Raw genomic sequence first — 26339 nt, 5'->3', positions numbered from 1 at the left:
AACGCCTTCCGAAACCGCTCTCTGCCAACACAGCTGAGTTGGCAACTCAATATTTGCAATAACTTGATCAAGTATTCACACAATATTTTTCTTGGCTATAATTACCTCCGGAAAAACACATTTAAAGAATAGACGCAATATGCATTACATTGTTCTATAAAATTTAACTAATAATCCATTCTAACCGAGCTGGATATTTCCCTATTTGTTTTCCGTATTCTAGTAATTATTGAACAATTAGACACAAAAGTTCCCCCTGTGAACAACCCTACGGGTTGACACACAGGGCTCGGAAGCTTTTATTCAACTGGTTAGTCAGCAGTCTGGCCAGTCCGCTTCGTCTATGTCTTTAACCGTAATACTTCTTGCTTTAAAATCTGAATCATATTCAACTATTGCTTCTACAACAGTTAAGCTTGGGGTTGCAAATCCCGGTACAATTGCATAAATATTATTGTTGTGCAATTGATAATTTACAAAGCCTCCAAAACCAACACCTTTATTCCAAACCCCAGCATCCGATTCATTATAAGTCTTTTCAATTTTTTTATCATCCCACTCTACGACCACGTTTACTTTGCCGTTATTTTTAGAGATTTTAGAACCCACTTTTTTATATATAGCATCAAAGGGATTCTCAACTCCAGGGATAATCTCAGTCAAATTCTCTCTATTCAAAACATGAATTTCCTCTAAATGAACTCCTGTTCCGGTCCCTGTTGTTAGAATAACCACAATTTCCTTTCTACCATCCTTATTCACATCCGTAATGTGAGCAATTGGAACGTACGTTGGATTAGATGTATTAACCCAGGGAAAGGTTTTGCTTTTACACTCGGTCTGTACGGTAATTTCTTTGAACATACCGCCTTCCGATTGTTTATTCGCAAGCAATACAACGTCATCGGTTTTAGCAAGTTCCATTTGGTTCTCCTCACCTTTGATGGCTTCTGCCAGATTTTGATCGGTGTTATAGAGGAATAACTGATTGAGAAAACTATTAAAAAAATAAAACAGATAGTCAGAAGGAATTTCCTTTTCACACTTTGTACCCTCCTCGTTCAATTTTATTCTTTTTTTTCGTTTGGTGAATATTTTGTACCAAATACTTTTTTAATTACCTCCCCCAAAAACACATTTAAAAAATAGACGTAAATACGTATTACATTTGTTCCATAGCTAGTTTGGCCTCCTACCCAAATCGGTATGGCAATATCTTTTGACCCACAATTCTAAGAACATGCGGCACGACCTCATTAATGGGTTTCAAGGCTTGAATCAAGGTAAGCTTTAGCCAACGAGACAAAGTGCGTGGTTCGCAGCGGCCCCTCTGGGCGAGTAAAAAACATAGCACCTGCTTCCATACGAGTTGTCAGTTCATTACCGCTAAAAGATGCACTATGCTTGACAATGTTTTAGTACCGTCCGGTTCCTGGGTTTCTGATATCCTGATGTCCACGAAAATGCCGGGCAACCTTAAAACAAGGTCGCCCGGCAGCGTTGAAAATGTACGAATCTACAAAGCCGCGACAACATCTTTGCGCCGGTATATGCTTAATAGCAAGCCAAATAGCACCAACTGGACAATTAGTTGGGAACCGCCGTAGCTGACCAACGGCAGGCTGAACCCGGCCAAGGGGGCCAACCCGAGTGTCATTAGGATATTCCAGTAAAACTGAATCATAAGCATACCCACCAGGCCACTGACCAGTAACCGGCCGTAACGGTCTTTTACCAGTCTGGCAACCCGCAAGATTCTGATGAATAAAGCAGTTGCCAAAACCACCACAGCCAAACCGGCCACCCAGCCAAAACTATATACGATACAGGCAAAAATCAACTCAGTATGCACACAGGGCAGGGTTCCCGCGGGCAAGTTAAAACCCTGCCCCCAAAATCCGGCTGACCGGATAGCTTCAATTGATTGTATGACCATATACCCACTACCCTGGGGATCCTGGCGAGGGTTTAAAAATGCCCCAAGGTGCGCCATACGGTAAGGACATATTACCACGCTAAAAATGGTCAGAGCCAGGGGAAACAAAATAATTAAGCCAATGTCTTTTATTTTAGCCCCGGACACTCGCATAATGATCAAGAAAACCAGTGTATACAAAAAGGCCGCTGTCATGGAGGGACTCATCAAAGCCAGTATAACCGGAATCATCAGCATCGTAAAAGCTTTTAGCAAGCAGTTTGGCTGATGCCAGTCCCAATCCCAATCCGCAAAGATACCGGCAATGGCAATGGCCAGGAAAAAAGGGGCGGCTTCAACAAAATCAATGCTGATAAAACCTAGATGCAAATAAGGTTTATCCATATAAAGCGGTCCCTGCCAAAGCACATAAAGCCAAACCAGCAGCGTCCCTATGTATAAATGCCAGGAGAGGGACTTGAGATTTTGGTAATTGAAAAAGTTCACGCCCACCGCTATCAGCACACCGGCCAGCGTAAAAATAATGCTCCTTATAAACAGCGAAGATGCTTCTACCATGAGCAGGCCGTTAACTTCCAGAGAATACAGGGTAAAAAGCCCAAGACCAAGAAAAGAGGCAACTATGGCAACTATACTCCATTCAATGCGCGGCCTGTGAACATGATGCAAATTTTTTCCCAATTCCAGGGCATTGCCCATGTGATCAAGTGCCTGCTTAACCGCATCTTCTTCTAGAGTACCTCCCTGCTCATACTCTTCAACCAATTCACTAATATGGCTTAACAATTCCATTCTTATCTGGGCATGCATGTCCCGCCATTTAATCTGCGAACATACGGCATCAAGATAGGTTCGGATATTTTCATTGTGTTCCAAGTCCATATACAGCCCCCTCCCCTAAAATCTTATCCACTGTGGAGCGGAAAACAGCCCACTCGGTCTTTCTTTCCTTGAGCTGCAGCCTGCCTAAATCCGTTAAACGATAGTATTTTCTGCGTCGGGCGCCTTCGGACTCGGTCCAATATGCTTCAACCATTTCCTTCGCTTCCAGGGAGTGTAGTATCGGGTAAAGAGTGCCTTCCTTAAAAGCAAAAACGCCACCGGAGTGCTTTTCAATTTCCTTGATGATTTCATAGCCGTACATATGCTTACGCTCAAGCAACGAAAGGATTAATATGACGGTGCTGCCTTTTAGCAATTCCTTGTTAATTTTCATAGCCTCTCTCCCTTCCGGTTAATTAATAGCCGCTTAATGAACATCGTATAAACTCAAAGCAAAGACTTTATGCTGCGCCGGGAAATTATTAACCAGTTATACTTAAAGGCTGCCAATAAAATAATATAATATAGTGATCCGATGCATCGTATATCTATGTATATATTCTACACGATCTCTCCAATATGTCAATATTACCATGCAAATATAATGAGAAAATAGGGCACAGCCTAAGGATTGATAGAAAAAAAGACCTGTAGATGTTCTGCCAAGCATATGCTCACAAGTGGCTTACGCATAATTGATCGTGCATATCAGACAGCAAGCTAAATGGGTCGGCAGCTACCACCGAAGCCGCGAAAAGCTCCATCCCCCCAAAATCAGCAGTACGTCCCAAAGCGTCACCCCGGTCCACCACCCGGGCCAGCAGCGGAAAGCCCGACCAGTCCTCACTTGTCGGCACCGGCGGGGGCAGGTAAACCGCCGCATTAAAACTGGTGGTGCCGGTTTGCCGCAGGCATGCCAATACCCGGCCCACCAGCCGGCCCAACCGGGGCAGACTCTCCAGGTGACCTTCGTCTTCCTCCGGCATAACAATCCAGGTTTCCTTTTCTTTGATCGGAGTAAGGGATATAAGAACTCGCGCCCGCCCGGATTCCACAGCCAGCCCAACGGACCGGTGCGCTGCGCAAAGATCGTCGAAGTAATTGGCGCCATAGCGCTTCCTGTAGCCCAAAGCCGCCCGGCGCAGCCGCTCCACTTGAGGATAATGCATTCCCCCGGTCACGGTAACCTGCAAGTGCCCGTGCACTACCGAGGAGCCGGCAGGCCACAGACAGTTCCACATTAAAAAAGGATACAGGGACTCCTTATCCCTTGCTTGACCGGCCTGTTCAAGTACCCGATTAAACCAGACGCCCGCCAGGGCAAAATTATTGGCTACCCTTTCGTCATCAAAGCACAGGGGGTTATGTTCATCAGGAATAATTAAACTGTGCCAGCGGTCATACTTGGCCACATTGGCGGCGGTAACCGCACCCGGTATGCTAAGCCGTCCAAATACGTCCAGGGGTGTGCTATCGTCCGCCTGACAAAAGGCGCAGCCCTCCCGGTGTTCGGCAATGATATCTTCAAGCCGCCGTTCTTCACCGCAAGCCAGCGGCCGCCTGCTGCGCAGCTTATTGAACAAAGCGCCCTCCAGGGTGACCCGGTTGACTATTTTAACAATGCTTTGTTTTTCCACCCCCACCGAACTGCCGAACCGCTCCCGCACCCAGTCTTTAATTCCCTCAGGCAGTATTAATTCACCGGCACCCTGCCAGACATCGAACAAACGGTCAAAAATAATGCGGGGATGACCCGTCATACCCCGCACCAGTGCACTTAATTCGTTTATCCGCAACTTATTCGTCACCTTCCGTTCGCTGAACTTTACACAGATGCCGGCAAGATCGGCACGGGAGAAGGGCCGCGTCCATACATACCTGCTTCCCCCGCCCCTGCAATTTTCTCCGTAAAACCCCGCGTTTCCCTTACTTGCCATAGCCGAATACTCCCATGACCAGCGCTACCATGCCCGCGGCGATAAGCGGCCCCACCGGCACGCCCCTAAAGAAGGCCACGCCCACTATAGTGCCGGCCATCAGCCCTATCATTATCTGGGGATGGCCGGTAAGAAAACCGACTCCCCGCCCTCCCAAAAAAGCTACAAAAATACCCGCAGCCAGAGCCACCAGCCCGGTGGGGCTGGCCAGCGTTCTATACAGTTCGGCCCAGCCAATACCCCCGCTGGCAAAGGGTATTAAAATCGCCAGGGTAATAATGCCTATACCTATATTGAGCGCGTTTTTTTCCAGTATGGGAAACAGCGCCTCGCCGTGCAGCAAACGCAAGGCCAGCAGCGCCCCCGCGGCAGCCGCCACCACATAATTATGCCCCACAATGCCCAGTATAATTATGACCAGGAGCAAAACACCCGCCTGCCCCAAAAATGCCACTTGCCACCCTCCTAAATCAATACCGCTACCTCGTCCCGGTCCAGCATGTTCCTAATTCCGTTCATGGCCTGCCTGAAGGAACGGTCTTCGCCGGCAGCCCGCTCAATTTGTCTCAGTACATCAATTTCCCTGCGGATAGTGGAAAATATATCGCCTTCATGCAAATTACAGCGTTTCTGCAACTCCTCAAAAGTGGCATTGTTATACCAAGCTTCAGCCAGTGGGCCGGGCAGCGGTGACCAAACACACAAATGCTCGGGAACGCCGGCGTCCAACAGTTCATTTCTTAACAGTGCCGCATTGTCCATATTATATGCACCGGGCAAAACCACTTCGTCCCGGCCGGGCTGGTAGTCGATCCCCGCCAAGATAGCGGCGGCTTCGGCCGGTGCGGCTTCACGCAGTATGCCTGAAAACACCAGCTCGGTAACCAGTATTTCCTGCACGTGTAAGTGCAGCGCAAACAACCCCCGGGGCAGCAGCGTTTTACCCTCAATAAAGCCGAGTCTTTCCAGCAAATTGCACATGCGGCGAAATTCCTGGTGATAGTCCACAGCATATTTTTTCAGCTGCCGGCCGCGCCGCACCAGTTCCTTTTTGCGCTCCACCAGAGCGGTGATTTCATCATGAGCGTCCCGGCAGTCATGATGCAAGCAGCCTTTAGCCGGTTGGGACAAGATAGACTTAATTTCAGCTATCCGCCCCGGTATCTCGGGCTTATGACGCCGTCTGCGGTTACGCAGCCGGTTCAGTTCTTTTTTCAGTTTTTCCCGCAGCATGGGACAAGCCGGCCCGTCTTTATCCGCGCAAAAGTTTTTGCGCAAGGTGAAAATTTTTTCTTCCACCGTCTCCAATTCTCCGGCCAGGCTGGCAATTTCCCGGTTATTCTGATACACCGCCAGGTTCTGGGAAAGATAACGTTCTATTTCAGCATCGGTTTTCCAGTGCAGCAAACTAAGCGCTGTATTGGGGGAGATCACCAACCGCCCCCGCACCGGCTCCACCTGGCTTTCATCAAAAAAGCCGGTTTGTTCAGGAAACTTTTCATCTATATTAACATAAACATGGCCCACCCGGTCAAAGCCGCGCCGACCGGCCCGACCGGCCATTTGAAAGAACTCCCGGTTGAGCAGCCCGCGATGGTTGCGCCCGTCCCATTTACGGGTGGCGTCAAATACCGTACTCGCCGCCGGGAAATTAATCCCCACAGCAAAGGTTTCCGTGCAAAAAAGCACAAAAATTAATCTGGCCTCGTAAAGGTTTTCCACCAATTCCTTTAAAGCGGGTGACAGGCCGGCATGGTGATAGCCGATACCCTGCAGCAGCAAGCGCCGCAAATGCTTGCGACGTCCCCCGAATAAACCCGGCGATACCTGCTCGGCCCTTTCAATCACATTACTTACCCGGCTCTTTTCTTCAGGCAGCAAAAAGTCCCATTCCCGGCTTAGTTCCTCGGCTAGAAGTTCAGTTCGCCCCCTGCTGAATACAAAATAAAGAGTGGGCAGGTGGTCCTGGATCGACTCAATTACACCCACACACGCGGTATTATTCACCAGAGCCATATTTACCCCCCTCCCTGCCGCCGCCGTAGCTATACCGGGTACGACTGCCTACCTGGCGCAGCGCTTCAATTTCATCAAGCGCCTCATCTTCATCAAGCACCTCGTTATCCGGGGTAAGCCAATTGATTTCCAGCGGTACGGCCCGCCGGTATTCTTCCACTACCATCACCTTGCTGCCCCTTACTTCCTCCATCCAGCGGGCTATCTCATGGATATTGGGCACCGTGGCGGAAAGGCCCAGTATACGCATGTGCGGAGGCGCAAAAATAATACTTTCTTCCCAGGCCGTGCCACGTTCCACATCGTCCAGGTAATGGACTTCGTCAAATATCACATGGGATATATTATCCATCCACTCCGGGTTGGCAAAGCACCAGTTGCGGAAAATCTCGGTGGTCATCACCAGAAGCCGCGCCCGCTCGTTAATCGATACGTCACCCGTAATTAATCCCACTTGATAATGACCGTACTGACGGGCAAAATCACGATATTTCTGGTTGGAAAGGGCTTTAATGGGAGACGTGTAAACCACCTCCCGGCCCTGTTCTAAAATATTGTCCACCAAGCGCTCGGCAATCAGCGTTTTACCTGTGCCGGTTGGCGCCGCCACCAGCACCGAATGGCCGTCCAGCAGCGCGGCAATGGATTTTTGTTGATATTCATCCAGTATTATCGGCCCGGGCGCCCGGACCGCCTCGGTTTTATTTCGCCTGGGGCGTCGCTTTTTACGCCGCACCGGGCGGTCCGGACTTTGACCGGGTGTTTCGCCCCAGCCCGCCCTAATATCGGGCAGGCGGGCCAGCAAGTCCTCCACATCACCCCGGCGCAGCAAGTACGTGCCCCGCTCCGACCGCCCGGCCCCACGCAGATGCCCCTCTCTGGTCAAGCGTTTGATCTGGTCCTGGGTTATATTCAGTATTCTGGCGGCATCGCCTGTTTTTATTTTCTCGGCCCGCCGCAGCAGCCTTTCCATGTTGGGAGAACGATGCAAGGCATCAACACAAACGCGCCAGTAACGAACAACCCCTTCCATTTGAAAACCCTGCAGGTGTCCCAGTTCCCGCAAACCGCCCACATCACCGGGATGCATGCCCAGCAAGCGCCCCACTTCCCGGGCGGTATACGAATTATCTATAAGGTAAGCCACCGGCACCGTCGGGCCACCCCGGACCGCCAGATCCAGCCCGGTAAGCTCATTGAGCTCACGGGCTATTTTCCCCGAGTCAGCCTTAATAGGGGCACAAAACAGCTCCCGCCTCCCCAATTTCAGCTCGACACAACCGGCCTGCAGAGCCTCCTGCCGGGCCAGTTTACGTTCCCGGGGAGCAAAATCCTCCAGGGTAAAAAACGAGCGTCCACCCATTTTTTGTTTCAGTGTATAGTGTACATAAGCCAGTATCTCCCGGCGGCGCAATTCCTCCGCGCCTTCGGGCTGCGTATCCACAGTAACGCGCCCGTCGGGCAATATAACAAAAGGAGGTTCCTCCCGCCCCTTTTTAATATGCGCTACCAGTTTTTTATAGCGTTTGAACATGCGAACAAATTCCTTGCGGCTTATAGGCTCACTGCGGGACAGGTATCTGGCCGCCTCATCCCAGGCCGCGTCGCTGTCCGGGTGGGCGTAACTATCGCCGGGCAGGCAAATCAAGTGAGCCACCGCCTCGGGCAGCAATTCTTCACCCAGCGCTTGACTGATTTCTTCACCGGTAAGGACTTCGCGCTCCTCCAATAGTTCATCTACCTGCCGGCGCTGCTTTTGCACCCGCTCGCTGCGGGCCCGCACCTCTTCAGTCCTGCGGGCCAGTTCCGCCCGGCCTGCCGGGGTATCCCGCAATGTAAAGGCATGGTCGGGCCGCATAACAACATCAGGCATACTGCCGGGCAGCTTGAGCGGCAGTTCAACAGTTAATATTTCCGCTAATTGCTCCCTGGTACGGGGCACCCCGTCACTCAACAATTCCCTGATCATTTCTTGCGCTTGAGCCAGCAGCTTCCCCTTCAGCACAGGCATATTGGATGCAATTATTCCAGCGGCCAATCGTTTTTCTCTCCCGGCAAGTCTGGCGGCCGCTTCTCCGGCACCGTTGGACAAGCTCAATAAAACTTGCTCCGGCGGACCGCCCTGGGGACCGGCCACCGTCACTTCCCCCCGGGTAGCCAGAGATTGCAGCGCCCCTGACAGCTCATCGAGCCCGCTCCCGGTCCGACTCCACAAATCAAGCAGGCTAACCTGACCGCCCGCAGAGATATAGTCAAGTAATTCTTTTTTTAGCTCTTCCGTTCTGGCGTTTGCCAATCTAACAACTCTCCTGATATCAATTTTTAGCTCTTTTAGAGGCACATTATCCGGGACAACCCCGCCACATTTCACGGGTATATTATATCCAAGATTTAGACAATTACTACACCTATTTTCAGGATGATTAACTGGCCGGCCAATTAAATCACCTGCCGCCTGAGCAATTCCTTATACAACATATCCATAGTTTCCCCGGCCCGGTGATTGATGATAAGCTTCGCCTTACTGTCCGCAGCGGTGGCGCCGATGTTGATAATAACCAGCTTGCCGGCCAGCGCGGGCAAATGGTTGACCGGCTCAACCTCAAGGCTGGAGCCTATTACCAGCATTAATTCACTGTTGGATACCGCCCTGGTGGCTTCCATAAAATCAACGGTCAGGGGATCGCCGAAAAACACGCAGTCCGGCTTGTAAATGCCGTGGCAATTATTACAACGCGGCGGTATTTGACCGGCCATTACTTTATCCAATAAATAATCCCAGATTATTTGCCCGCCACACTGCATACAGGTTGCCGAACGCAAATGACCATGCACCTCCCATACGCCGGCGGAACCGGCGCGCTGGTGCAGGCTATCCACATTTTGAGTAATCACGCAGTCCAATAAACCGGCCTTTTCCAGCGCCGCCAGCACTTCATGGGCCCGATTGGGCCGGGCCGAGTTAATAGAGGCCAGATGGGGCAGACCGTCCCGGTAAAAAACCGCGGGTCGGTAATTAAAGGTGTCGGCGGAAAATGCATACATCGGGTCAGCCTTGGACCACAGACCGCCCGGGCTGCGAAAATCAGGAATGCCGCTTTCGGTGGATATACCGGCCCCGGTCAACACCACCGTTTTTTTACTGGTCAGCAGCAAATCGGCCAGTTTAACCACCTGTTCCAGCAAAGGCATAGCACACCGTCCCTTTCACCCAAAATAAAAATAAAGACCACACCGGGAAGACCGTCTGATATACTGTTGCATTGAATAATGCACTTTTTAGACAGGCTTTTACGTCCCACCCGAAATTAATAACAATAGCCCGTAAGCTAATGGCAAGCAACAAAACTGTTTGGGGCCTGCCTTATACCATCCTACATCACCAGAGGTATCTTTTCCCCGCACCGGGAGCAGGCCCCGCCGGTCATTTCTCCCACCTGCGTTTGATAACCCTCCCGGTTGATAAGCACAGCGCCGCAACCCGGACAAATCGTGCTGGAAGCCTTTAGATGAGGGGCGTTGCCTATATACACATAGCGCAGCTTTTGCCGGGCCATGTCCCCGGCCAACCTTAAAGTTTCCTCGGGAGTGGGCGGCAGATCCAACTTGTAGTTGGGAAAGTAACGGGAAAAATGCAGCGGTATATCCGGATCCACACCGGACAACCAATCCACCAGGCGGCTGATCTCCTCCGGGCTGTCGTTTAAACCGGTTACCAAAAGAGTGGTAATTTCTATATGGCAATGCCCGTGGACCAACTCCACGGTACGTAAGACGGGATCCAGCCGACCGGCACAGGTGGAACGGTAAAAATCATCGGTAAAAGCCTTAACATCAATGTTCATGGCATCGATATAAGGAAGCAGTTCCCGCAGCGGCTGTTTATTAACATAGCCATTGGTTACCAGCACATTTTTAAGTCCGGCGTCACGGGCCAGCTTGGCGGTATCGTACACATATTCATACCACATGAAAGGTTCCGAGTAGGTATATGCCAGCCCCACACAGGGATAACCGCGCTCTTTTTGCTGCAAAGCCATTTCCACCGCCCGGTCCGGTGCCAGGCTGACAGTCCGGGGCGTTTGCTGGGCAATCCGCCAGTTTTGGCAGAAACCGCAGCGCAGATTACAGCCCACCGTGCCCAGGGACAATATCAAGTGACCGGGGAAAAAGTGATACAGCGGCTTCTTTTCGATAGGGTCCAGGGCGGAGGAAGAACACTCACTGTAATTTGTAGCATAAAGAGTGCCTCCCTCGTTTTCCCGCACCCGGCAAAACCCCCGCTTTCCCGGAGCAATATTGCATAACCGGGGACACACCTGGCAATTAACCTGATCCCCCGGCCCTTTGGTGTAAAACATAACCTCGCGGCGCACCCGACCATCTCCTTGCAAGGGTCATTTACTGTTACCCGGTCCTACCGATATCTAACCACCTCAAAACGCTCCAAGCGGACTTCTTCCCCCGGGCCGATACCCGCTTTTTGCCTGGCGACAGCCACTTGTTCATCTGCCGTGTCAATACCCTCCAAATCAGGCAGCAGTAATCCCCGCCGGCCCCCCGCGGAAACAATAACTCCATATTGATGGGGGTCCAGGTCATCCATGCTCCGCACAGGCGCCGGTTCAGTCAATATATCCACCGAGATATCCAGTTCGGGCAATTCCTCGCGCTCCACCGGATTAAAGCGGGGATCCCGGGTAGCTGCGCTTATGGCGTTTTCGGTAATTTCTTCGACAATATTATTATATGTGGGAGCAATAGTGCCGATACAGCCTCTCAGCTGACCGTGCTTTTTAAGCGATACGAATACCCCGGCCCGGCGGCCGGAAAATTCATCCGGCGCCTCCGCCGGCTTAAAAGGTTTATCCCTTTCACTGTAATAGTGCTCCAGCACCGCGCGGGCAAGCCGCACGGGATAACTTTCAGCCGCTCTTTTTTGGCCGGCCCGGGCCAGTGCCGTATGCCGCAACTTTTCCAGCCACCGGCGATGATCATCCTGCGGGCCGGGCGTTAAAGCAGCTACCAGATAACCAACCCCGAACGGGCCTTCGTAGGACAGTACTTCACTGTTTACCGCCACCCCGTCCAGTACGCCCAGCATCATTATGATAGCTCGCAGACCGCATTCCCCGGCATCTGCCAGCAAGTCGGCATCAAACCCACAGATACCCTCCACATCGGCCGTCCCTACCAGATCCGCCAACCGTTGATCAAAATCCTTCCCGGATGGGTGATAGCCGGCCGGCGCATCCGGGGTCAGCCGGTGGGAAAGATCCCCGCTGGCCAGCACAGCCACTTTTCTGCCTAATGCCGCAGCGGCATCCCGCATGGCCATCCCGAACGAATAAAGCTCGTGAAAAGGCAGCAAGCTCATGGATACATGCACCAAAGGGATACGCACACCCGCTGCACGGACAAAATAGAGCGGCGCCGTGATACCGTGATCAAGTTCAGTGGACACACCCAGGCGGGCCGCCAGGTCATTATCTATACCGGCTGCCGTAATCCCTCTCAGACCGGCCGTTTCTTCTATTTTGCGCACCAATTGCAAATCATTTGCCAGCGTAAAGCGTACCCCGGAAGCACCGAATCGGCCCAGGTCACCCTTAAGCTCTTTTACCGCATTGATGCCGATGCCGTCACTAAACACAGTGCCATGCGGGGAAATCATTACCAGTGCATCCGCATTGCTGTCGTTTATCCGCCGCCCCAATTCCAGTAAAGCTTCTTTTGTATTGGCGACCTCAATATCCCGGCCCCGCCCTACTTCGGGCACCATCACGGGCGGGTGAGGACAAATACCACAGAATACAACGGACATAAACATACCCGTATCACGGCCAAGCCGCCACGGGCAATCAACTCCTTTCCTTAAAGTGAGACATATGCCATATTATGTGTTAAGCCAGGCCCCGATATACAAAAAAACCGCCCAGCCCCACCAAGAAAGCTCCACAAACAACTATAACGCCGCGATAAAGCTGCTGGTTCAAAAACCGGCGTCCACCGGCCACCGTCCCCGATACCAACCCGTACCAGATAAAATCAGACAACAGGTGCCCGCTCATAAACGCCAGCAGTCCGGCCGTTCCCCGGGCCATGGAGATAGTGATATAAGTCAGCCCCACCGTAGCCCACCAAAAACTCCAGTAAGGATTGGATAAACTCACCAAAATGCCCGCCGGTACCGGATGCAGCCTGAACCGGCCGCCGGCCGGCTGCTCACCACCGGCCGTCTCATCGCCGGGAGACAGCTGCAACGAGACCCTGCCCTGCCTGGCATCCCGGTACATGGTCCAGCCCATGTAGATTAAAAATAGCCCTCCCACCACGGCAATTATAGTTTGCACCCGATCCGCCGACAGAAAATCCGCCGCTCCCCAAACCAACAAGAGCACCAACAAAATTTCCAACAGAGCATGCCCCACCATTAAAAGCGGTCCGGCTATAAAACCGCGCCGGATAGATTCCCCAATGGTTACCGTCAACAGCGGTCCCGGCATAATAGCGCCGGAAAAGCCAACCGCCAGCGCCGTGACAAAGATTGTTTCCAAGTCCATATCTTAATCCCTCATATTACTTGTTTAGATCCAACGAGAGTATTAAATGTAATTTAACATTATTCTTTATTTCGCCAATAAAATGGCAAAACCTGCCGGAACGAACCAGATAGTTTTTATAACATGTTTTATCGTTTAATGCAGGAAAAAGAACCATGCTGAATGAAATACAATAATATACCGAACGTCCGGCAAATATGCTCGGAAAAACGTTTGAGGCAGGGATATATTTCATCGGCAAGGCGGGGAGTATGCTCATGTATATTACGGGAATAGTACCAATACTGCTTAATATTATTTTAAATGAGCAGCAAAATCAAAAACAATCCCCCCGGGAACAAATACAGGACAAAACAATGCCGCGACCCCACCTGCTTGCCAATGTCACATCGGAAACTGAAACAGCAAATCCCCGGCACCGCCCGACAGAAAGCGGCGAGCCGATACTGCTGCCCCTGCCCATCAAAACACAGCTTTTTCCGGACACCCAGTTTTTTGTTTTTCGCAAACCCGGCGACGCCAAGCATAAACATGCCCAAAGTGAGACAGGCATCGTATTTAGCCTAACCACCGCCAGCCTGGGACAGTTATTCTTCATGCTTACCCGCCGTACGGATACTACAATAAATATAGCCTGCCACACCGAAAATAAAAAAATTGCCGACCGGTTAACGGAACATGCGGAAGAATTGAAACAACGGGTAAGAGAACTGGGCTTTGAGCAAATTACCTTTCACTGTGCCATACTGGATCAAAAAGCCCGCAAACTCCAAACTGGATTTGCCTCCCCCGCATTGCTGGACCGAAAGGTGTAGTCAAATGGACAATAAAAAGTCAGACGAAAAAAAACCGGCTAACCGCTATGCTGCCGCTCTGCACCATAACCCCGACCAAGATCAGGTCCCCCGGGTAACAGCCGCGGGCCGGGGTGAGCTGGCCCGCGCCATTAAGGATATGGCCGAAAGCCACGGCGTACCGGTTTACGAAGATGCCAAACTGGCCGAAACGCTGTATAAACTGGGTGTGAACAGCGAAATCCCGCCCGAATTGTACGAAGTGGTAGCTCAGATCCTGGTTTTTGTTGCCCGGGTAGACCGCAAGTTGCCCGGCTAATTGAGCATAGAAATCCATGCTGCTTGCCCGTACTGCTTGCGCGGCACCATCAGAGGATCAGAGGATGAAGATATAGGTAGTGAATACCGCATTAATGTCAGCAATTTAGTATTAATTGCGCCATCTCCAAAAATTCTATATTATTTCCGTGAATTGTTGTTTTCAATATTCGAATGGCTATATTTCGCTGGTGAATGGTTGTTCAGCCATGTTAAGCGGTTATACTTGGCTAAGTTGACCTATTGATTTTTATGAAAAAATGCAATATCTTAATAATAATGAACTGACTGAACGTTCAGTCATCGATTATTTCTAAAGTATATTCATTCCACAGGTCTAAAACTCGCGTGTGCGAGTGCAACAAGCAAATATTGCAGTAATGCAGTAAAAGGAGGAACCGGAAGATGAAGCGCAGCATCAACAAGGCCGCAGTTCTGGGGGCCGGCGTAATGGGCGCAACCATTGCCGCTCACTTGGCCAATGTGGGCATCCCCACTTATCTGCTGGACATCGTGCCCAACCAGCTGACCCCCGCTGAAGAGAAAAAGGGACTTACCCTGGAAAGCCCGCAGGTGCGGAACCGACTGGCCACCAATTCTATCGCCGCCTTGCTCAAGGCCAGGCCGGCGCCGTTTTACGTACCTGAAAACGCAGCTCTGTTAACTCCCGGCAACTTTGAAGACAACCTGGGTGTATTGGCTGAATGCGACTGGATTATTGAAGTAGTCGTGGAAAGGTTGGATATCAAACAAAGCTTATTTAAAAAAGTGGAAGCCATTCGTAAACCGGGAACCATAGTAGCCTCCAACACCTCCGGTATTTCCATCAACAGCATGTGCGAAGGGCTGTCACAGGAGTTTAAACAGCATTTCCTGGGCGCACACTTTTTCAACCCGCCCCGCTATATGAAGCTGCTTGAGCTCATTCCCTGCAGCGAAACTCTGCCTGAAGTCATTGAGTTTATGCAAGACTTTGGCGAAAGGGTATTGGGCAAGGGTGTGGTTATTTGCAAGGACACCCCCAACTTTATTGCCAACCGTATCGGTGTTTACGGTATGTGTGCCACAGTTAAATCCATGCTGGACTTCGGCCTTACCGTGGAAGAAGTGGACGCGCTGACCGGCCGCGTGCTCGGTCGTCCCAAAAGTGCGTCATTCCGCACTCTGGACATGGTAGGTCTTGATATTATGGTGCACGTGGCTAAAAACGTTTATGACGTAGCTACCGATCCCAAGGAAAAGGCCGTCTTCGAAGCTCCTGAATTCCTCCAAAAGATGTTGGAAAATAAATGGCTGGGTGATAAAACCAAGCAAGGTTTTTATAAAAAGGTTAAAACTGAAAAGGGCCGCGAAGTGCTGGTGCTGGACTACAGCACCATGGAATACCGGCCCAAGCAAAAGCCCAAGTTTGCATCCCTGGAAGCTGCCAAACAAGCCGGCAAGCCCGCCAAGAAAATGAAAGCCCTTTTGTTCGGCAAAGACAAAGGCGCCGAATTTGCCTGGCGTGTAACCGCGGATACCATTATTTATGCCGCCGACCTGTTGGGTGAAATAGCGGACAACATTCAATCCATTGATGATGCCATGCGCTGGGGCTTCAACTGGGATATGGGGCCCTTTGAGACCTGGGATGCCCTGGGCGTGCAAGCCGTAGCGGACCGTATTAAAGCCGAAGGCGGTACCGTGCCCAAAGTGGTGGAAGATTTGCTGGCCTCCGGACGCACCAGCTTCTATGAGAAAAAAGACGGCTGCCGTTATTATTTCAACCAAGATACCAAAGAATCCGCGCAAGAACGCATTCCCGAAGGGGTTATTTTCCTGGCCCCGCTCAAAGAGCAAAATAAGGTTATTAAATCCAACAGCGGCGCCAGCCTGATTGACATCGGTGATGGCGTAGTATGCCTGGAATTCCACAGTAAAGCCAATTCTATCGGGGACGATATCGGCAACCTAATGAACTTTGCCGTTAAAGAAGTGGAACAAAATTACGAAGGCATGGTTATCGGCAATTACGGGCAGCACTTCTCGGTGGGCGCCAACCTGTTCCTGATACTGATGGAAGCCGAGGATGATGAGTTTGACGAACTGGACATCATGGTGGATGAATTCCAGAAAGCCAACATGCGCCTCAAGTACTGCAAAAAACCCGTAGTGGCGGCGCCGCACAGCATGACCGTGGGCGGCGGCTGTGAAGTTTGCCTGCACGCCCACAAAGTTAACGCGGCCGGCGAAACTTACATGGGCCTGGTGGAAGTAGGCGTAGGCCTGGTACCGGGCGGCGGCGGCTGCAAAGAACTGGCCTTTCGCGCCGCGGAATTAATGACTCCTGTCAGCGCGGTTAAAGTGGGCGGCACAAATACTACGCAGCCTATGATTAACCGGGCTTTTGAAAACATCGCCATGGCCAAGGTAGCCACCAGCGGTTACGAGGCCATCAAGTACGGGTACATGCGGCCCACCGACCGGGTCAGCCCCAACCGTGACCGGATTATCGGCGATGCCAAGCGCCTGGTGCTGGAAATGGCCGCCGGTGGATTTACCCCGCTGCAGCCCAAGAAAATGCAGGCCGTAGGCGATTCCGGTTACGCAGCCATTGAATTGGGTATTCAAACCCTGGTCTGGGGTAAACAGATCAGCGAGCATGATGCCAAGATCGCCAAGAAAGTTGCTTACATCGTCACCGGCGGAGGCGTAACACCGGGCACCGCAGTTACCGAGCAGGACCTGCTGGATCTTGAGCGGGAAGCCTTTTTAAGCCTGCTGGGTGAACCCAAGACTCTCGACCGGATGAGATACATGCTGAAGTTCAATAAACCACTGAGGAATTAGGGGGGTAGGAATAATGCGAGAAGCTGTAATTGTCAGCGCAGTACGTACCGCAGTTGGTAAGGCGCCCCGGGGCATATTGAAAAAAACCCGCCCGGAATACATGGCTACCACGGTAATCAAGGAATTGATGGCCAGGACACCCGGCCTTGACCCCGCTGAGATAGATGACGTTATTTTCGGCTGCTCCTTTCCGGAAGCCGAGCAGGGCATGAACGTAGGCCGCATGCTGGTGCTGAAGGCCGGCCTGCCCAATACTGTGGCCGGCGCCACGGTAAACCGCTTCTGCTCTTCCGGCCTGGAATCCATCGCTATCGGCGCTACCCGGGTAATGGCCGGCTTTGCCGATGTATACCTGTGCGGCGGCGTGGAAAGCATGAGCCTGGTACCCATGGGCGGCAATATATGCATGCCTGATCCGGATCTGATGGGCATTTGTCCCGAAGCTTACATGGGTATGGGTTTAACCGCTGAAAACGTAGCGGATATGTACGGAATTTCCAGACAGGAACAAGACGAGTTTTCCGTGGGCAGTCATGCCAAGGCGGCTAGTGCCATCAAGGAAGGCCGCTTTAAAGAACAGATCGTGCCCCTTACCGTAACCAATAAAACCCGCTCCAAGGGCAAGCTGGTTGAAAAATCCTTTATCTTTGATACCGATGAAGGTGTCCGGCCCGGCACCACCATGGAGATTCTAGGCAAGCTGCGTCCCGTATTCAAAGCCGGCGGTTCGGTAACCGCGGGCAACAGCTCGCAGACCAGTGACGGCTCTGCCGCCGTGATGATTATGAGCCGGGAAAAAGCCGCGTCTCTTGGCTTAAAACCCATGGCCGTGTTCCGTTCCTACGCCGTTGGCGGCTGCCCGCCGGAGATCATGGGTATGGGCCCCAGCGTGGCCATTCCCAAGGCACTGAAGCTGGCCGGCATCACCAAGGACCAGGTAGACGTATTTGAACTTAATGAAGCGTTTGCCGTTCAGGCACTGGCCTGCATCAAAGTATTGGAGCTGGATGCCGGCAAGGTAAACTTTAACGGCGGCGCCGTTGCTCTCGGCCACCCGCTGGGCTGCACAGGTTCCAAGCTTACCACTCAATTGTTGTATGAAATGAAACGGCAAAGCGCGCATTATGGCGTAGTCAGCATGTGCATCGGCGGCGGCATGGGTGCGGCAGCCGTATTTGAAATAGTTGACTAATTAATAAAAAACAATCAAAATGAGAAAGGGGTAGCCAAAATGCAAAAGGGATCTATGTTTTTGCTGGAAGATGTCGACCCTAATCAGGTTTTTACTCCGGAAGATTTTTCCGACGAGCATAAAATGATCGCCGATACCGTGGCCGATTTCGTGCAAAATGAAATACTGCCCAATATAGAAGAATTGGACCACCAAAAAGAAGGTTTAATGCGCTCCATACTGGAAAAAGCCGGCGAGCTGGGCTTGCTGTCCGCCGACATTCCGGAAGAATACGAAGGCGGAGAAATGGGCAAAATTGCCGCCGCCATCATCACCGAAAACGTATCCGCCGGCGGTTCCTTCGCCGTCAGCCACGGTGCCCATACCGGTATCGGGTCACTGCCCATCGTGCTATTCGGCAACGAAGAGCAGAAGAAGAAATACCTGCCCGGTCTGGCTACCGGCGAAAAGGTAGCCGCCTATGCCCTGACCGAGCCCATGGCCGGCTCCGATGCGCTGGGTGCCCGCGCCAAGGCAGTACTCAGTGCGGACGGCAAATACTACATTGTCAACGGCGAAAAGATTTTCATTACCAACGCCGGATTTGCCGATGTATTTGTTACCTACGCCAAAATTGACGGCGATAAATTTACCGCCTTTATAGTGGATAAGGGCACCCCCGGTTTCTCTATTGGCGCGGAAGAGAAGAAGCTGGGCATCAAAGGTTCCTCCACCTGCTCACTGGTTTTTGAAGACGCTCAAATACCCGTGGAAAACGTGCTGGGCGAAATCGGCAAAGGGCACGTTATTGCCTTTAACATACTGAACATCGGCCGTTATAAACTGGGTGCCGGCGGCGTAGGCTCCGCCAAAGCCTCCCTGTCCATAGCCGCCAAGTATGCTTTGGAGCGCCAGCAGTTTGGCATGCCCATTGCCAAATTTGGTATGATTAAGAACAAGCTGGCTCAAATGGCCGCTAAAATCTATGCTTCGGAGAGCTTGGTTTACCGCCTGGTAGGTGATATTGAAGAAGCCCTGGAGGAAAAAACCGACGGCAAGGAAATCGGCGCCGCTATTGAGGACTATGCCGTTGAATGCTCCATTGCCAAAGTACATGCTTCAGAAACCCTTGATTACGTGGTCGATGAAACCGTGCAAATCCACGGCGGCTACGGTTATACACAGGAATTCCCGGCCGAGCGTTTCTATCGCGATGCCCGGATCAACCGTATCTTTGAAGGCACCAACGAAGTAAACCGCCTGATCATCCCCGCTACGCTGCTGCGCCGCGGCATGAAGGGCCAGCTGCCGTTGCTCCAGGCCGCTCAGGCCCTGGCTTCAGAGGTTACTTCATTAAGGGCTAAGACACCCACCGGAGACGAGGCCCCCTTGGAGATGGAATTGGATATTATCAACCGGGCCAAGAAACTGTTCCTGATGGTCGGCGGTACCGCAGCTCAGAAATACATGCAAAAGATCGTCAAAGAACAGGAAATTATCGAAATTATGGCGAACATGGCCATTGAAATTTACGCCATGGAAAGCGCCGTGCTGCGGGCTAAAAAGGCGTTGGATAATGATCCGGAAAATGCCGAAACTAAAGGTGAACTGGCGCTGGCCTATGTATATGATTCCTTCCCCAAATTGGATGCCTGGGCCAAACAGGCACTGGCATATATGTTTGACGGCGGCGATATGCTGCGCACCAACCTGAGTATTGCCAAGCGTCTGGCCAAGTACACACCGGTCAACGTAATCGTCGTTAAACAAAAAATTGCCGCCAAGGTATTGGATGCCGGCAAGTATGTTATTTAACCAGTAACCCCTCCAAGCGCCACCTATAACCACATGGTTGTTTATCGGGAATTCTTAAAAGCTTGCTTTTATGAATTCCCGGTCGGCGCTTTTAAACTTTTAAAGCAAGTTCCTAAAATTCAGGAGAAGATTTAACTCCCCATGAATTTTAGAGCCGCAAAATACATGACTTAGTTGGCGTTATATTCCCACTTACAGAAGCGGGAGATTTACGCAAGTCAGTCAGCTTAAAAAAAGTGGGAGGAGGTGGCGCATGGCCGCCAAACGCACCGGAGAAAAATATTACGCCATCATAGAAGCAGCCGTCAAGGTTATTGCGGAAAATGGCTACCACAACTCCCAGGTGTCCAAAATCGCCAAAGAAGCCGGGGTGGCGGACGGTACTATTTACTTATACTTTAAGAATAAAGAAGACTTGTTGATCTCTTTGTTCAAGGTTAAAATGGGTGATTTTACCGCCGGCGCCCGGCATGAATTAAAGGATTTAAAGAACCCGTTCACAAAGCTGGCCAGACTTATCTACCTTCATTTTAACCGGTTGGAATCCGACCGTAATCTGGCCCTGGTTTTACAAATCCAGTTGCGCCAATCGGAAACGAGTATCCGCGAAGGCATTGCAGGTCCTCTAAAGCTCTATTTTAACATCATTGAAGAAATAATCTCCGCAGGTGTGGAAAGCAATGCATTCAGACAGGACATTAACCGTAAGCTCGCCCGGCAGATGATCTTCGGCACCATGGATGAAGTAGCTACCTCCTGGGTAATGTCCAGCCATCATTACAATCTCACCAACCAGATCGAGCCGGTGTATTACCTGCTGGCCCGCGCCCTGGCCAAAGACGGCAAAATTGAACCTTTTGCCATATAGAAACTTTGCCATATGAAAACCGGAGTTTATCTCCCGGTTTTTTTTTGAGTAATTTAAGACAACCTTAAACCTTAGAGGGATTCGTTGATCTTAGGATCCGCCGATCTTAATCTTTAGAACGTCTTTTCAAGCCGTGCATTACATCGGAAAACCACTTCCCCGCTGCCGGAGTCGACCTCCGACTCATATTGTACCGTTAACTTTTTTTATTTTCGTTGAAGGATATTTATCTGAACATACAGTAAATATAGAAAAGGTGTACTTTTCACGCACTTAATTTAATTTTATGGGGAGGCAATTAAAAATGGCTTATGAAAATGTGTTAGTTGAAAAAATTGAACACATAGGTGTAATAACATTAAACCGCCCGGACAGTTTAAATACTTTTACTACCGATCTGGCCCGGGAACTGAATGAAGCGCTGGATGAGCTGGAGCAAGACGCGGAAACCAGAGTTGTAATTATTAAAAGCAATGGAAAAGCATTTTGCGCAGGCATTGACGTTAATGAAATGAGCGGCAAAAATACCCTGGAACAGTTTAACTGGGTTGCGTTAATGGAAAGAATGAGCCTGACCATTGCGAAGATGGGCAAGCCGGTGATTGCCTCCGTGCAAGATATGGCTATCGCCAATGGAACCGGCATAGTAGCGTCCGCCGACTTGGCTGTGGCGGCCGAAGGGGCCCGTTTTGGCACTACAGCAGTGAATGTAGGCTTGTTTTGCATGGGGCCGGCTGTACCCCTTTCCCGTCATGTAGGCAAGAAAAAAGCACTGGAAATGTTATTAACCGGAGACATTATAGACGCTGCGGAAGCGGAAAGGATCGGTCTGGTCAACAAGGTTGTTCCCAAGGACAAACTGGACGAAGAAACAATGAAACTGGCCCAAAAGATTGCCGCCAAAAGCCCGCTGGCTGTTCAATCGGGTAAAAAGTCCTTTTATAAAATGTGCGATTTGGAATACGATAAAGCTTTTGAATTAGTTAATAACCATTTCGCCATTTTGTGTTCAACCGAGGACGCCGGTGAAGGTGTAAATGCATTTTTAGAGAAAAGAAAACCCCAGTGGAAATTGAGATAAACATAAAGACAGCCGGGCCTGCTAATTAAATCCTAGCAGACCCGGCTGTGTATAAACGGCTAATTTCAATTTTATTTAAACAATTTTATTTAAAGCTGCAACTCCCTGGCTAACTTGGTAAAAGCCGGCAGTGAATTGACCACCGTATCTCTGTCCACGCTAAAGGACAATCTAAAGTAACCGGGCATATCAAAATCCACCCCCGGGACGACTAAAATGTTGTACTTTACGGCCCTGTTTATAAATTCCACATCATCGGGCAGCGGAGACTTCGGGAAAAGGTAAAATGTACCGTCCGGTTTAACCACTTCAAAGCCCAACTCGGTAAGATGGTTATATAGAATATTGCGTTTTTCCAGGTATCCTTCTATATCCGCCTCTTCACGCTGTAAATTGGTTATTAATCTTTGCATCAGGGCCGGGGCGTTGACAAAACCCAAAGCCCGCATGCTAAAGTTCAGCCCTTTAAAAAGCAAATCGGCTTCTTGTATTCCGGGATGCATGGCCACATAGCCGATACGTTCACCGGGCAGCGCCAGATCCTTACTATGAGAGGTTACCAAAAAACTATTCTCTATAAACTTAAAAACATTGGGCACCTGTACATCGTCGTAAACCAGCTTGGCGTAGGGTTCATCCGAAATTAGATATATACCGGTGTTAAATTCTTTTTCCTTGTCCCTTAATAATTTGTTCAATTGTTCAAGGCAAGACGCCGGATAAACGGCACCGGTCGGGTTATTGGGCGAGTTAATAATTATAGCCTTGGTCCTGGGCGAAATGGCCGCCTCAAGCAAAGCCAGGTCGGGCTGGAAATCCGGCTTGGTGTTGACCTTTTTGATAACTCCGTCGTAGTTGTCAATATACGCCCTGTACAAGGGGAAATAAGGCACCAATACAATAACTTCATCACCGGGATCTATTATTGTTTTAAGCAAAATATTTAACGCGCCCCCGGCACCGCAGGTCATCACAATATGCTTGGGACGCACGGGCAGGCCTGAAGCTTCTTCCAGCACATCGGCTATCGCCTGTCTTGTTTCAGGATAGCCCGCGTTGGTCATATAACGGTGCATGCCGGGAGCGGGATTCAGCGCAATTTTCTTAAGCTCCTCGTGAAAAACCGGGGGAGGCTCCACACCCGGATTACCTATGGTAAAGTTATATACTTTATCTTCCCCGTGAATAGCCTTTAACCGTTCGCCCTCCTCAAACATTTTTCGCAGCCAGGAAGGCTTGGACAATTCATCCATCATTTTAATACTTATTGACATGCCGGCTCACCTTCATTTGCTATTTCGTTAATGATGATTGCAAAATCAGGGCATACATAGAGGCACCTGAGACAACCGATACACTTATCTACATGTGCCGCCACATTGGGTAGATACCCCAGAGTATTAAATTTCTCCGAGGTTTCAAATACCTTCTGTACACAAACTTCTTTGCAATAACCGCACCCTTTACATACGGCGGTGTTAACTTCCACTATATATTTATCATTCTTTTTCATATTATCCCCCTAGCTGAGCAATTAACTGTTTTTTACCAGCTCAACACCCTTGGAAAGTGCATTTACATTCATGTCGGCCACTTTACCGGAAAATCTATTCTTTAGCACTTGAACCAGGCTTTCCACTTTGACCATGCCGGTTTTAGCGGCCATGGCACCCAGCGCTATGGTATTGGCCGTACCTACATGTCCCAGCTTGTTGGCCAATTCGGTAAAAGGAAAACCAAACAAGTTCTCTCCCTCGCGGGCTTTCAAAAGAGTGGAATCATAAAATACCGGTATATTGTTTTGCTTACCGGCATACATTTCCATAGCCTGCTCAGTGAGGGCGAGTATCACGTCCGGTTCTTGTACTTGCTGAAAAATAATTTCATCTTGACTGATAATGACTTCTGATTTAGAGAAGCCACCCCGGCTGGCTATGCCGTACGATTGGGTTTGCACCGCGTTTTGTCCTTCTATAATAGCCGCCTCAGCCAGTACTATGCCGCAAGATACCAGCCCCTGACCACCGGAACCGGCCATGATGATTTCAAATTTACCCTTCAATGCTTTTCACCTTCCCTTATAAACCCATTGCTCTGGCTCTGATTTCGTCATACCGGGTATTAAAATCGGGAGCGTCTTTATCTACCAGTTTACCGATCACAAAATATCCTTCACCTTGCGGGTTGTCCAATTTGTTATATTTCTCTTTGCTTACACCTTTTTCTTTAAGCCACCTTAGCATATCCACCGGCTTTTTCATTTGATTCTTTTTGCCGAATTGGGTTGGGCAGGGACCTACCACTTCAACTAAGGAAAAGCCTTTTTTATTTAGAGCTTCTTTTATATGATTTTTTAACTGCATACCGTGATAAACCGTACCTCTGGCCACGTAATTGGCCCCGGCTGCTTCAGCCAGTGCACAGACATCTATTTCCCGTTCCGGGTTGCCATAAAGAGTCGTGCTGGTATAACTGCCCGCGGGTGTAGTACCTGAACATTGTCCGCCGGTCATGCCATAATTCAGGTTGTTTACAATTATAGCTGTTACGTCAATATTTCTCCGCGCAGCATGGATAAAGTGGTTGCCTCCTATGGTAACGCCGTCACCGTCACCCATCAGAACCACAACATTCAGTTTGGGATTATATGCTTTAACCCCCGTGGCAAAGGCCAGTGCGCGGCCATGGGTTACATGGAGGGCATTGGTCAAGAGGTAATCATCCGCCTTCCCCCAACAACCAATACCGGTTACTACCACGGTATTATTATTCTCATAGCCAAGTTCCTCAAAAGCACGCAGCATAGCACCCAGTACCGTGCCGTGACCGCAGCCTGAACACCACATCAGTGGCAAGCAATCCTTTTTTAAATACTTTATGCCCGTAGCATGTGACACGAATAACCCCTCCTAAGTTACTATTAAAGCAAGTCCTCGATTAAGGGGGGCATTCAACTCCCCTTAATTTTAGAACTGCGGAATGCATGACTTAGTCGGCATTGTACTTCCGCTTATAGAAGTGGGAGACTTACGCCAAGTTAGTCAGGTTTAATTGCCGTCAGAATATCCTGTGGAGTAATTATCTGCCCGTTATATTTATTAACCCGCCTGATATCTTTGTCGGGACCCAGTATCCTTTGAATTTCACCGGCTAATTGACCGCTATAGTTCATCTCGGGCACCACAACTGTTTTGGCGTTTCTGCCCAGCGACTTGACCTGTTCATCAGCAAAAGGCCATACCGTAATTAGCTGCAGCACACCTGCCTTCACACCTTGCCTGCGCAAGGCAAGTGCCGCCTCACGAGCCGCCCTGGTAGTGGAACCGCAGGTTATCAGCAGAATATCGGCATCATCCGTATCGAAAGACTTGGTCATCACTATTTCATCGCGATAACGTTCCAGCTTCTGATGTAAATGTGCTATTTTCCAGGCAGCCGTGGCCGGATTGTTATTGCTGTAACCTTCATAACCATGCATGGAACTGGTAACATGGTATACATAATCACTGCCGTAAGCCGCCAGCGGAGCAATACCATCGTCATCCGGCTCAAAAGGTCTATATTGATCCGGTGCTGCCGCGGGTGATTTTCTGTCCCACACTTCAATCTCGCCCGGGGCCGGCATGGTAAAATTCTCCCGCATGTGGGCAACTATTTCATCGGCGTTAAGTATCACCGGTACCCGATATTTTTCGGCAAAGTTAAAAGCTTTTACCGTTACGGTAAAACATTCCTGCACCGTTGCCGGCGACAGTGCAATGATGCTTTGGTCACCGTGCCGCCCCCATCTGGCCTGCATAATATCGGACTGGGAAGGTTTGGTAGCCAAACCGGTGCTCGGCCCCGAGCGCTGCACGTTGATTATAACACAAGGAACCTCACCCATTACCGCCATGCCCAGGTTTTCCTGCATCAGCGAAAATCCGGGACCGCTGGTGGCAGTATAGGATTTGGCGCCGGCCAGCGATGCGCCGACAATGGCACCGATGCTGCCTATCTCATCCTCCATCTGTACATAGACGCCGCCTACTTTAGGAAGCAGTCTGGCGCTTTCCTCCGCAATTTCGGAGGATGGTGTTATCGGGTACCCTGCGTAAAATCTGGCGCCTGCGTATATAGCCGCTTCCGCCATGGCCTGGTTGCCCTGTAACAGTTTTGTTTGCACGATTATCCCCCATTTCTTTATTAA

Annotated in this window: 23 protein-coding genes; 7 read left to right on the top strand and 16 right to left on the bottom strand. The window is 50.3% G+C overall.

Going from position 1 to position 26339, the window contains the following annotated elements; genetic code table 11:
- Positions 1-315: 315 nt before the first annotated feature.
- From ABDB91_RS02270 to ABDB91_RS02220, 11 genes are all read right to left on the bottom strand, one after another.
- A complete protein-coding gene (locus ABDB91_RS02270; RefSeq protein ID WP_347490002.1) occupies positions 316-1065 on the bottom strand; it encodes a hypothetical protein in 750 nt (249 codons plus the stop codon).
- Between the two features lie 451 nt (positions 1066-1516).
- The gene (locus ABDB91_RS02265; protein WP_347490000.1) at positions 1517-2818 is read right to left on the bottom strand and encodes an FtsW/RodA/SpoVE family cell cycle protein; all 1302 of its coding nucleotides are present in this window, start codon (positions 2816-2818) and stop codon (positions 1517-1519) included.
- Entirely contained in the window at positions 2799-3152 is a 354-nt protein-coding gene (locus ABDB91_RS02260; RefSeq protein ID WP_347489999.1) for a helix-turn-helix transcriptional regulator, read from the bottom strand. The genes ABDB91_RS02265 and ABDB91_RS02260 overlap by 20 nt, the downstream gene beginning before the upstream one ends.
- A 280-nt stretch (positions 3153-3432) precedes the next feature.
- On the bottom strand, positions 3433-4695 hold the full coding sequence (locus tag ABDB91_RS02255; protein ID WP_347489998.1) for a hypothetical protein: 1263 nt from the start codon (positions 4693-4695) through the stop codon (positions 3433-3435).
- A complete protein-coding gene (locus ABDB91_RS02250) occupies positions 4685-5149 on the bottom strand; it encodes a DUF441 domain-containing protein (RefSeq protein ID WP_347489996.1) in 465 nt (154 codons plus the stop codon). The genes ABDB91_RS02255 and ABDB91_RS02250 overlap by 11 nt, the downstream gene beginning before the upstream one ends.
- Positions 5150-5160: 11 nt before the next feature.
- Positions 5161-6711 carry a helicase-related protein gene (locus tag ABDB91_RS02245; RefSeq protein ID WP_347489995.1) on the bottom strand — a complete coding sequence of 517 codons (1551 nt, stop codon included), beginning with the start codon at positions 6709-6711 and terminating at the stop codon, positions 5161-5163.
- On the bottom strand, positions 6695-9007 hold the full coding sequence (locus ABDB91_RS02240; protein ID WP_347489994.1) for a DEAD/DEAH box helicase: 2313 nt from the start codon (positions 9005-9007) through the stop codon (positions 6695-6697). The genes ABDB91_RS02245 and ABDB91_RS02240 overlap by 17 nt, the downstream gene beginning before the upstream one ends.
- 143 nt (positions 9008-9150) lie before the next feature.
- Positions 9151-9903, bottom strand: a complete 753-nt coding sequence (locus tag ABDB91_RS02235; protein ID WP_347489993.1) for a Sir2 family NAD-dependent protein deacetylase — start codon at positions 9901-9903, stop codon at positions 9151-9153.
- Between the two features lie 182 nt (positions 9904-10085).
- Entirely contained in the window at positions 10086-11072 is a 987-nt protein-coding gene (amrS, locus tag ABDB91_RS02230; protein WP_347491504.1) for an AmmeMemoRadiSam system radical SAM enzyme, read from the bottom strand.
- A 56-nt stretch (positions 11073-11128) separates the two neighbouring features.
- Positions 11129-12535, bottom strand: coding sequence for an AmmeMemoRadiSam system protein A (gene amrA, locus ABDB91_RS02225; protein ID WP_347489992.1), 1407 nt, complete (start codon positions 12533-12535; stop codon positions 11129-11131).
- Between the two features lie 79 nt (positions 12536-12614).
- Positions 12615-13274, bottom strand: a complete 660-nt coding sequence (locus tag ABDB91_RS02220) for a LysE family transporter (RefSeq protein ID WP_347489991.1) — start codon at positions 13272-13274, stop codon at positions 12615-12617.
- Between the two features lie 257 nt (positions 13275-13531).
- Between ABDB91_RS02220 and ABDB91_RS02215 the strand changes: the two genes are divergently transcribed.
- The 7 genes from ABDB91_RS02215 (at position 13532) to ABDB91_RS02185 (ending at position 22150) form a co-directional block, all read left to right on the top strand.
- Positions 13532-14089, top strand: a complete 558-nt coding sequence (locus ABDB91_RS02215; RefSeq protein WP_347489989.1) for a hypothetical protein — start codon at positions 13532-13534, stop codon at positions 14087-14089.
- A gap of 4 nt (positions 14090-14093) precedes the next feature.
- Positions 14094-14387, top strand: coding sequence for an EscU/YscU/HrcU family type III secretion system export apparatus switch protein (locus tag ABDB91_RS02210; RefSeq protein ID WP_347489988.1), 294 nt, complete (start codon positions 14094-14096; stop codon positions 14385-14387).
- 404 nt (positions 14388-14791) lie between these two features.
- Positions 14792-17215, top strand: a complete 2424-nt coding sequence (locus ABDB91_RS02205; protein ID WP_347489987.1) for a 3-hydroxyacyl-CoA dehydrogenase NAD-binding domain-containing protein — start codon at positions 14792-14794, stop codon at positions 17213-17215.
- Positions 17216-17228: 13 nt separating this feature from the next.
- Positions 17229-18407: an acetyl-CoA C-acyltransferase gene (locus tag ABDB91_RS02200; RefSeq protein WP_347489986.1), complete on the top strand. Its 1179-nt coding sequence runs from the start codon at positions 17229-17231 to the stop codon at positions 18405-18407.
- Positions 18408-18446: 39 nt separating this feature from the next.
- Positions 18447-20201, top strand: a complete 1755-nt coding sequence (locus tag ABDB91_RS02195) for an acyl-CoA dehydrogenase family protein (RefSeq protein WP_347489985.1) — start codon at positions 18447-18449, stop codon at positions 20199-20201.
- 253 nt (positions 20202-20454) lie between these two features.
- Positions 20455-21069 (top strand): TetR/AcrR family transcriptional regulator, encoded by a 615-nt coding sequence (locus ABDB91_RS02190; protein WP_347489984.1) that lies wholly within the window; start codon positions 20455-20457, stop codon positions 21067-21069.
- Between the two features lie 304 nt (positions 21070-21373).
- The gene (locus ABDB91_RS02185) at positions 21374-22150 is read left to right on the top strand and encodes an enoyl-CoA hydratase-related protein (protein ID WP_347489983.1); all 777 of its coding nucleotides are present in this window, start codon (positions 21374-21376) and stop codon (positions 22148-22150) included.
- A gap of 89 nt (positions 22151-22239) precedes the next feature.
- Here ABDB91_RS02185 and ABDB91_RS02180 read toward each other — a convergent pair whose 3' ends face one another.
- The 5 genes from ABDB91_RS02180 to ABDB91_RS02160 all read right to left on the bottom strand — a co-directional run bounded on the left by ABDB91_RS02180 (position 22240) and on the right by ABDB91_RS02160 (position 26315).
- Positions 22240-23424 carry a pyridoxal phosphate-dependent aminotransferase gene (locus ABDB91_RS02180; RefSeq protein ID WP_347489982.1) on the bottom strand — a complete coding sequence of 395 codons (1185 nt, stop codon included), beginning with the start codon at positions 23422-23424 and terminating at the stop codon, positions 22240-22242.
- Entirely contained in the window at positions 23415-23663 is a 249-nt protein-coding gene (locus ABDB91_RS02175) for a 4Fe-4S dicluster domain-containing protein (RefSeq protein WP_347489981.1), read from the bottom strand. Before ABDB91_RS02175 ends, ABDB91_RS02180 begins: the two co-directional genes overlap by 10 nt.
- Positions 23664-23684: 21 nt before the next feature.
- Positions 23685-24212, bottom strand: a complete 528-nt coding sequence (locus tag ABDB91_RS02170; protein WP_347489980.1) for a 2-oxoacid:acceptor oxidoreductase family protein — start codon at positions 24210-24212, stop codon at positions 23685-23687.
- Between the two features lie 16 nt (positions 24213-24228).
- Complete coding sequence (locus ABDB91_RS02165; protein ID WP_347489979.1) at positions 24229-25047, bottom strand: thiamine pyrophosphate-dependent enzyme; 819 nt, start codon at positions 25045-25047, stop codon at positions 24229-24231.
- A 140-nt stretch (positions 25048-25187) separates the two neighbouring features.
- Positions 25188-26315, bottom strand: coding sequence for a 2-oxoacid:acceptor oxidoreductase subunit alpha (locus ABDB91_RS02160; protein ID WP_347489978.1), 1128 nt, complete (start codon positions 26313-26315; stop codon positions 25188-25190).
- Between the last annotated feature and the right edge of the window lie 24 nt (positions 26316-26339).

The sequence above is a fragment of the Desulfoscipio sp. XC116 genome (genome assembly GCF_039851975.1).
GTDB lineage: Bacteria > Bacillota > Desulfotomaculia > Desulfotomaculales > Desulfallaceae > Sporotomaculum.
This window is presented reverse-complemented; position numbering and strand designations above follow the sequence as displayed.

Coding starts and splice junctions, on each gene's coding strand:
- ABDB91_RS02255 (WP_347489998.1), bottom strand. CDS start 4,695: ATGGCAAGTAAGGGAAACGCGGGGTTTTACGGAGAAAATTGCAGGGGC.
- ABDB91_RS02195 (WP_347489985.1), top strand. CDS start 18,447: ATGCAAAAGGGATCTATGTTTTTGCTGGAAGATGTCGACCCTAATCAG.
- ABDB91_RS02215 (WP_347489989.1), top strand. CDS start 13,532: ATGTATATTACGGGAATAGTACCAATACTGCTTAATATTATTTTAAAT.
- ABDB91_RS02200 (WP_347489986.1), top strand. CDS start 17,229: ATGCGAGAAGCTGTAATTGTCAGCGCAGTACGTACCGCAGTTGGTAAG.
- ABDB91_RS02235 (WP_347489993.1), bottom strand. CDS start 9,903: ATGCCTTTGCTGGAACAGGTGGTTAAACTGGCCGATTTGCTGCTGACC.
- amrA (WP_347489992.1), bottom strand. CDS start 12,535: ATGTCCGTTGTATTCTGTGGTATTTGTCCTCACCCGCCCGTGATGGTG.
- amrS (WP_347491504.1), bottom strand. CDS start 11,072: ATGTTTTACACCAAAGGGCCGGGGGATCAGGTTAATTGCCAGGTGTGT.
- ABDB91_RS02265 (WP_347490000.1), bottom strand. CDS start 2,818: ATGGACTTGGAACACAATGAAAATATCCGAACCTATCTTGATGCCGTA.
- ABDB91_RS02190 (WP_347489984.1), top strand. CDS start 20,455: ATGGCCGCCAAACGCACCGGAGAAAAATATTACGCCATCATAGAAGCA.
- ABDB91_RS02185 (WP_347489983.1), top strand. CDS start 21,374: ATGGCTTATGAAAATGTGTTAGTTGAAAAAATTGAACACATAGGTGTA.
- ABDB91_RS02180 (WP_347489982.1), bottom strand. CDS start 23,424: ATGTCAATAAGTATTAAAATGATGGATGAATTGTCCAAGCCTTCCTGG.
- ABDB91_RS02245 (WP_347489995.1), bottom strand. CDS start 6,711: ATGGCTCTGGTGAATAATACCGCGTGTGTGGGTGTAATTGAGTCGATC.
- ABDB91_RS02175 (WP_347489981.1), bottom strand. CDS start 23,663: ATGAAAAAGAATGATAAATATATAGTGGAAGTTAACACCGCCGTATGT.
- ABDB91_RS02210 (WP_347489988.1), top strand. CDS start 14,094: ATGGACAATAAAAAGTCAGACGAAAAAAAACCGGCTAACCGCTATGCT.
- ABDB91_RS02260 (WP_347489999.1), bottom strand. CDS start 3,152: ATGAAAATTAACAAGGAATTGCTAAAAGGCAGCACCGTCATATTAATC.
- ABDB91_RS02220 (WP_347489991.1), bottom strand. CDS start 13,274: ATGGACTTGGAAACAATCTTTGTCACGGCGCTGGCGGTTGGCTTTTCC.
- ABDB91_RS02205 (WP_347489987.1), top strand. CDS start 14,792: ATGAAGCGCAGCATCAACAAGGCCGCAGTTCTGGGGGCCGGCGTAATG.